Raw genomic sequence first — 6,201 nt, 5'->3', positions numbered from 1 at the left:
CACTAATCTGGACTTGATCCGATTAACGTCCCAAGACCCCCGATATTGACGCCCAGAATCAGGGGTTTCGCTGCTTTACTGAAAGGCGCCAAAAGGACAGCCGCCGGAACGTTGCTAATAACTTGGCTGGTTAAGAGGGAAACCCACAGTTCTTTTCCGGCCATCACTCCGGCCAAAAACTCCTTAACCCTGGGCAGATGGCTGATATTGCCGACAAAAATAAAGAAAAAGAGGAAAGTCAGAAGCAGCGCATAATCCACTTTCTTGAGAATTGGCCGTTCAAAGAGAAGGACACAGATAAGAACGATCAACAAGGTGAGCCGGTAGTCAATCCACCGGTTAACCGAGCCCAGACAGAGCAGAAATAAAGTACTATACAACAGAAGGGAAAAAGGCCGCCGCCCATCAGCCGTCTGCGGCGCGGCCAAGGAAACTGCCGGTTGGTTATTCCCAGCCAAAGCATTATTCAGGGGTTCTTTTTTTAGGAAGAGGAGCACAAACCACAGCAAAACAAAGGAAATTACCGTGGCCGGGAAAGTAATCGCAAGAAAATCCGTCAATGCCAGTTGGTAATGGGAATAAAGGAAAAGGTTTTGGGGATTCCCGACCGGAGTGAGCATACTCCCAAGATTAGCGGCGATCGTCTGGAGAACAACCACCGGGATGAGCAATTCGGTTCGCCGGGCCATCGAAAGCAGCATAATCGCCAGGGGGACAAAAGTAATCAACGCAACGTCATTGGTGATCCACATCGCGGTGAAAAAACAAAGGAAAACAAGGACGGAAGCTAAAGCCCGCGTATTGGTGATCCGCTTCAGGATTTTTTGCGCGATCAAAAAGAAAACTCCGGAATGCTGAAAACCGGCCACGACGGTCATCAGGCAAAACAACAGCGCAATAACACCAAAATCGATATATTCCAGATAAGCCAGGGAAGGTGGTACCCAAAGCATCGAAAGGACGGCTGCTGTTCCGGCTAAAAATAAGATCGTCTCGTTCTTAACCAGGAAAATAATTTTCTGCGACACTTTTTTCATCTGTCCTTGCCACCTTTTTTATGATTGTTAGCCTTAATTTATCGCCCCGCTTAGCGTTTTGCCCGGTAGTCCATGCCCATATATTTATCGCCGCTTCGCAACTCTTCAAGCATCTGCGCAATACGTTTTTCTCTTGTCTCCGGTTTCTTCGCCTGTAAGATCCAGCCCAAATAATCATTTTGCTGGTACGGAGGCCTCTTTCGGTAGGCCTCCATCAAATTTTCCCCGACCAGCCGCTCCTCCACATCTTTCGGCATTGGATTGATTTTCCGTTTCAACCGGGAAGTGTCCATCTGCCCTTGCAATCCTCCCTTTTTTTGCCGATGGCATCAACCCCACTCAACCATCAAGGGTTTGCCAGAACCGTGAACTTGTCATTTATTAGCTAATTTTATCAAACAACAACATTAATTTTCAATAAATGATCCTTTTAAGGCACGACAAGATCAAGCTTTGGCCACCGGATGCCTGAGTACCGTTTTCATGGTTTCGGGCCTTGCTTTGCGCGGATCGGAAAGGTAAATCTCGTGATGCTTGCCACCGTCGGTCAACCGGTCCCTTAATCCGTGCTCTAAGAGAAAGGCCTCCACTTTTTTCATCGTCTCCGGCTCGGTGGCATAAGGCCCGATGTGCATAATCTGCACACACAAGCCTTCGTCAAAAGTGGCAAAGCGAGCCTTTTCAGGCGCCAACTCCGGCTTCTTCCTTCTCAATTCCTCGGTTGCCCATTGGACCAGCTCTTCATTGACAAATTCCGGCTGGCGGATCATCAAGGTCCACTTCCAGTTATCCCTTTGTTCAAAGGAAAAACTGCCTTCCTCAATCCACCATAACCCCTCGAGGGGCGGAACCACATATTCAAAATACCCCTCCGGCTGCCGCCCTTTTTTCTTGCTCATCTTGATGGTATAGGAGAGTCCGTACAACAACTCGGTTGCCTGCTGGAAGGCGGGGTTGTTGTTGGGGTCGCCGCTGCCGTCCACCATCAGAAAGTTCATGGGCGGTACCTCAATTAAAGCCGGCTGCTGCTTCGGCATATATAAATCCTTGTATTCCTTTTTATAATCGAATACTTTTTCACTCACTTGAAAACCTCCTCCTGTTTAATTTAAAAGCAACCGGTATCGAAGTTACGTTAGAATTTCATGCTTTTACGCTAATGATACCACAGTAAACCTGACAACTGTAGATCTAGTTTTTACGCTGGGTAAGAGCAAAAATATAAAAAGATTAAGACTAAGATAAAAGGTCTACATACGCCAAGCGCCAGCCTGCAGATGCGGCTGGCGCCCCTGTTTAGAATAATATTGACACCCCAAGAGTAATACTGGCAAGAGTTTCTTCTAGCTCAAATTCTATTGGTATTTCTGCACCAAATGGATCTATTTCTGCTTCCATCTCTAATTTTGTTATGTTTTTCTTATATCCTCCAACCAATGCGATGTTTTCGGTTATTAAATATTTCGCTTTAAAGGTTAGAGCAGATATTCTAGTTACAGAAGTTTTAATGGCAATTTTCTGTTCTTGTAAAACCTCTTGAATTACTTCATCCATCTCTCTGCCGTTCAGTTCATAAGCAATGGAGAATAACGCTAATCTATACGAACCTTCAATACTGAATCTGTCGTTGAAAGGTAGTTTTGCTTCCACACCAGGAAAGATTCCAGATATTTCCTTTTTGTCATTAGTTAATGAGTTCTTCACATTGATTGCGTCTGCCGAAATAAATGGGATAAGCGAAAATTCTTTTATATTAAATCTATAACCTATATATTAAATCTATAACTTACTATAAAAGAGGTTGTTTGCAAATCTTGTGTTACGAAAAAGTCTTTACTTTTTTTAATTTCACCAGTCCCTACTTCAGCCCCTAATAATATCCGGTCCAATAAATATAGTCTTCCTCCAAACATATGTAAAGAGTAATCTGTTTCAGCCTTTTCAACTTCCGAATCTTTTAGACAATATTCTCCACTGTAAAACCCATCATAATAAACCTCCAATGCGGCCAATGCATTAGTTGCATATAAAAAAAGAAAACCCAAACACAGAACAACTACGACTAAGATCTTTTTCACGTTCACCTCTTATTTTTTCATGATAATATACGATTAATAATATTATATCATAATTAATAATTTGTCCACAATTCATAATTAACCTTTTAAATAACACAGTTAGTACCTCCATTATTGGATAATGCAGGCACCAACTGAAAAACAATAGGCTGTTGTTCTATTGTCCTAAGATTAATCCCTATTCCCCTTCGCCCGCTTATTTTTGTACATATTATTATCCGCCATATTAATCGTCTCCCAGGCATTCTCCCCGGCTTCAAAATTGGAACATCCCACCGCCACACTTGGAAAATCGGGATCCTCACCTTGCCTGTTCTTGATTAATGAAACCAATTTGTCGGCATAGTCCATACTGTCACCGGGTTTCCTTGAAAGAATTACACTGAACTCATCTCCACCAAAACGATAGATCTTTGCATTAAAGGAAAATACCGTTTCTAAAATCTTTCCGATTTCCTTCAGATAGTAATCACCAGAGGTATGCCCTTTGGTGTCATTAATGCCCTTAAAATCATTGACGTCAATCATATAAATGACCATGTTTTGCTTGGAAGATAGCTTTAAATGCTCTATTTCCCTGTTAAAAGCCGTCCTGTTGAGTAGTCCCGTTAACCCATCGAGCAAACTGCTCATTTCACAGGAAAGGGCGTAATACAAAACCAGGTAGAATGCGGTGGTGATCCAAGTCGTGTGATATTGGGGGAAAACAACCTGAATTATGATTCCAATGAACAAGAAGATGCCACTGTCGATAATCCTTTTATGAAAATACGCCGGATAGTTGCGGAAAGCCAATAGTTTCTTGCCCAGCGAAAAAACGACCGAATAAAGAAAGGCAATTAAATAAATAAAAAAAAAAAGCTCCCCCGGTGATAAGAACAGTCCTCTCCCACCAAGAAAATCCAGCCGTGATAAGGTGAGGCCAAGGACATCACTAAGTTGATTAGCGGTGGCACGTAATATAAAACTTTTCTTTGCGAATTGCTAATATTCGACTCGACAAGAAAGACAAAGGGTGTCAACGAAAACCCAAGCGTATTGAAGAAAAGGCAGAGCGGCCGGTTCTCCGGAATGGTGTTATCCGTCAACAAGCACCCCAGTTCCGCTCCGGTTATGATCATGGTTAGTAAGACACAATAGATGAAATATCTCTTTTTTCTTTTTTCGAGGATAATATCGGAAGATATCCATCGCAATAATATGGCTGAAATAGCAATGGTTACTAGATTAATGATCATCTGTTCCGTCCCTTATCTTATTTCTTATGTACGTAGTATAGGATATTGGCTGGCTCAATTCCCCGGGTCCCGCAGATAGAAGGCTTATTCCGTAGATCTCACCCCCGCTTTTAATAACATCATTTTAGCACATCACATTAAGTCCGTCACCATATTCCTCTATCTTTCTTCTCCAAAAACAAGTACACCTGGAATTAATAGAAAATTTTTCTTACTTGATGTCCAGATCGATTAAATGAAATAAAAATACGGTTAAAACTTCAAGACCAGTCAAAACCGATGTTGTACTAAAACGTCATTCCGGACTATGGAGCAAGATAATCCTTAAAATTAAACAGCCGCCACTGTTTTTCGCAGTTTGGCGGCTGTCTTAGTTTTTAGTTTTTAGTTATCTTTTGATCAACAAAACCGACAAGTCATTGACGTTGGTACCGGTAGGCCCCGTAAAGATCAGGCCATCCACGGCTTGAAGGGCATGGTAAGCGTCGTTGTTCTCCAGAACCTCGAAAATACTAATCCCTTTTTCCGCGAGTCTCTGTTTGGTGGTGTTGTCCACGTAGCCGCCGGCGGCATCCGTTGGCCCGTCGGTTCCATCCGAACCAACGGAAAAGACCGCCACGTTCTCGAGGGAAGCGATCCCTTCGGCCGCCGCCAGGGCCAATTCTTGATTCCTGCCGCCTTTGCCTTTTCCCTTCAGCTGGACAACGGTTTCACCGCCGGCGATAAAAGCCAGTGACTGCTCGGTATCTTGATGGTACTGGGCAATCGCCGCCAAAAAACTGCCGGCTTCCCGGGCCTGACAGCTGAGACTGGCGGTCAGGATCATTGGTTTATAGCCCAGTTCCCGGCAGGTTTTCTCCGCGGCAACGCAAAGTTGGCGCACGCTCCCCGTAATCTTGGTGGTCACATTGTTCAGGGTAGCCGGAGGTTCGATCCGTAACAGCTGTTCTACTTCTTGCGGGATAACCAACCCATACTTTTGAACAATCGCCAAAGCCTCCCGGCTGGTGGAACGGTCGGGATAGGCTGGTCCGGAGGCGATCATGTCCAGGGGGTCGCCGATGATATCCGAAAGGACCACGGAGAAAACCCGGGCCGGCTCGCACAACTTGGCAAATTTTCCGCCTTTTACTGCCGACAACCGTTTCCGGATCGTGTTAATCTCTGTAATACTGGCTCCGCAGGCCAGGAGCTGTCCGGTTATATTTTGGAGGACCACTTCCGAGACCAGGGGTTTTTCAAACAAAGCCGAACCGCCGCCGGAGATCAGAAACAGGACCGTATCTTCGGCGGTCAAGTTCTGGACTAGCTTAATCGCCTCTTCCGTCGCGGCAAAGGAGTTGGCATCGGGAATCGGATGACCGGCTTCAAAGATGCGGATGTTGGGTAACTCCCCTTGGGCGTGACCGTACTTGGTAATCACCACGCCGTCACTGATTTGGCCGGCCAGGACCTCGCAAGCCGCCTTCGCCATCGACCAGGCCGCCTTCCCGATCGCCACCAGCACCAGTTTCCCTCCGGAGAAATCCTCTCCAGACAGGGCTTTTTTCACTGCCGTATCCGGCAGGGCGGCGGTGATCGCCGCCTCAATAATCTTCTGCGCATCTGCTCGTAAACTCAAAAGAAAGGTCCCTCCTTATTGGAATAGGCAGCGCCAAAGCATCGGCCGATGCTTTGGCGCTACCGGAACAGATTGCCCTCCTGGTTTTCCTTTTTATCGTTGCGAGAGCGTCGGCAGCAGCCAACATGGGCAACTACCTAGTGAAGGAAGTAATTAACACAAATATAATAACACACCCCCCATTTCCCTTCAAGAGCAGCATAAATGGTGATAGTGTCAAGACACTG

Annotated in this window: 7 protein-coding genes; all 7 read right to left on the bottom strand. The window is 45.3% G+C overall.

Annotation, left to right across the window (positions count from 1 at the left end; genetic code table 11):
- Window positions 1-2: 2 nt before the first annotated feature.
- The 7 genes from G5B42_RS11430 to G5B42_RS11400 all read right to left on the bottom strand — a co-directional run bounded on the left by G5B42_RS11430 (window position 3) and on the right by G5B42_RS11400 (window position 5,974).
- Entirely contained in the window at window positions 3-1,037 is a 1,035-nt protein-coding gene (locus tag G5B42_RS11430) for an SLC13 family permease (protein ID WP_181340601.1), read from the bottom strand.
- A gap of 50 nt (window positions 1,038-1,087) precedes the next feature.
- On the bottom strand, window positions 1,088-1,330 hold the full coding sequence (locus G5B42_RS11425) for a YdeI/OmpD-associated family protein (RefSeq protein ID WP_181340600.1): 243 nt from the start codon (window positions 1,328-1,330) through the stop codon (window positions 1,088-1,090).
- A gap of 153 nt (window positions 1,331-1,483) precedes the next feature.
- Window positions 1,484-2,122, bottom strand: a complete 639-nt coding sequence (locus G5B42_RS11420; protein ID WP_331274120.1) for a GyrI-like domain-containing protein — start codon at window positions 2,120-2,122, stop codon at window positions 1,484-1,486.
- 211 nt (window positions 2,123-2,333) lie between these two features.
- A complete protein-coding gene (locus G5B42_RS11415) occupies window positions 2,334-2,687 on the bottom strand; it encodes a hypothetical protein (protein WP_231133554.1) in 354 nt (117 codons plus the stop codon).
- Between the two features lie 116 nt (window positions 2,688-2,803).
- Window positions 2,804-3,115 (bottom strand): hypothetical protein, encoded by a 312-nt coding sequence (locus tag G5B42_RS11410; RefSeq protein ID WP_181340598.1) that lies wholly within the window; start codon window positions 3,113-3,115, stop codon window positions 2,804-2,806.
- A 171-nt stretch (window positions 3,116-3,286) separates the two neighbouring features.
- Window positions 3,287-3,910, bottom strand: coding sequence for a GGDEF domain-containing protein (locus G5B42_RS11405; protein WP_181340597.1), 624 nt, complete (start codon window positions 3,908-3,910; stop codon window positions 3,287-3,289).
- Window positions 3,911-4,741: 831 nt separating this feature from the next.
- Window positions 4,742-5,974, bottom strand: a complete 1,233-nt coding sequence (locus G5B42_RS11400) for a glycerate kinase type-2 family protein (RefSeq protein ID WP_181340596.1) — start codon at window positions 5,972-5,974, stop codon at window positions 4,742-4,744.
- Window positions 5,975-6,201 lie beyond the last annotated feature (227 nt).

This window comes from Capillibacterium thermochitinicola, from assembly GCF_013664685.1.
GTDB classification, from domain to species: Bacteria; Bacillota; UBA4882; order UBA10575; family UBA10575; genus Capillibacterium; species Capillibacterium thermochitinicola.
Note: the sequence above shows the minus strand (reverse complement) of the source record. Positions and strands in the feature narration are given on the sequence as shown.

Coding starts and splice junctions, on each gene's coding strand:
- G5B42_RS11430 (WP_181340601.1), bottom strand. CDS start 1,037: ATGAAAAAAGTGTCGCAGAAAATTATTTTCCTGGTTAAGAACGAGACG.
- G5B42_RS11425 (WP_181340600.1), bottom strand. CDS start 1,330: ATGGACACTTCCCGGTTGAAACGGAAAATCAATCCAATGCCGAAAGAT.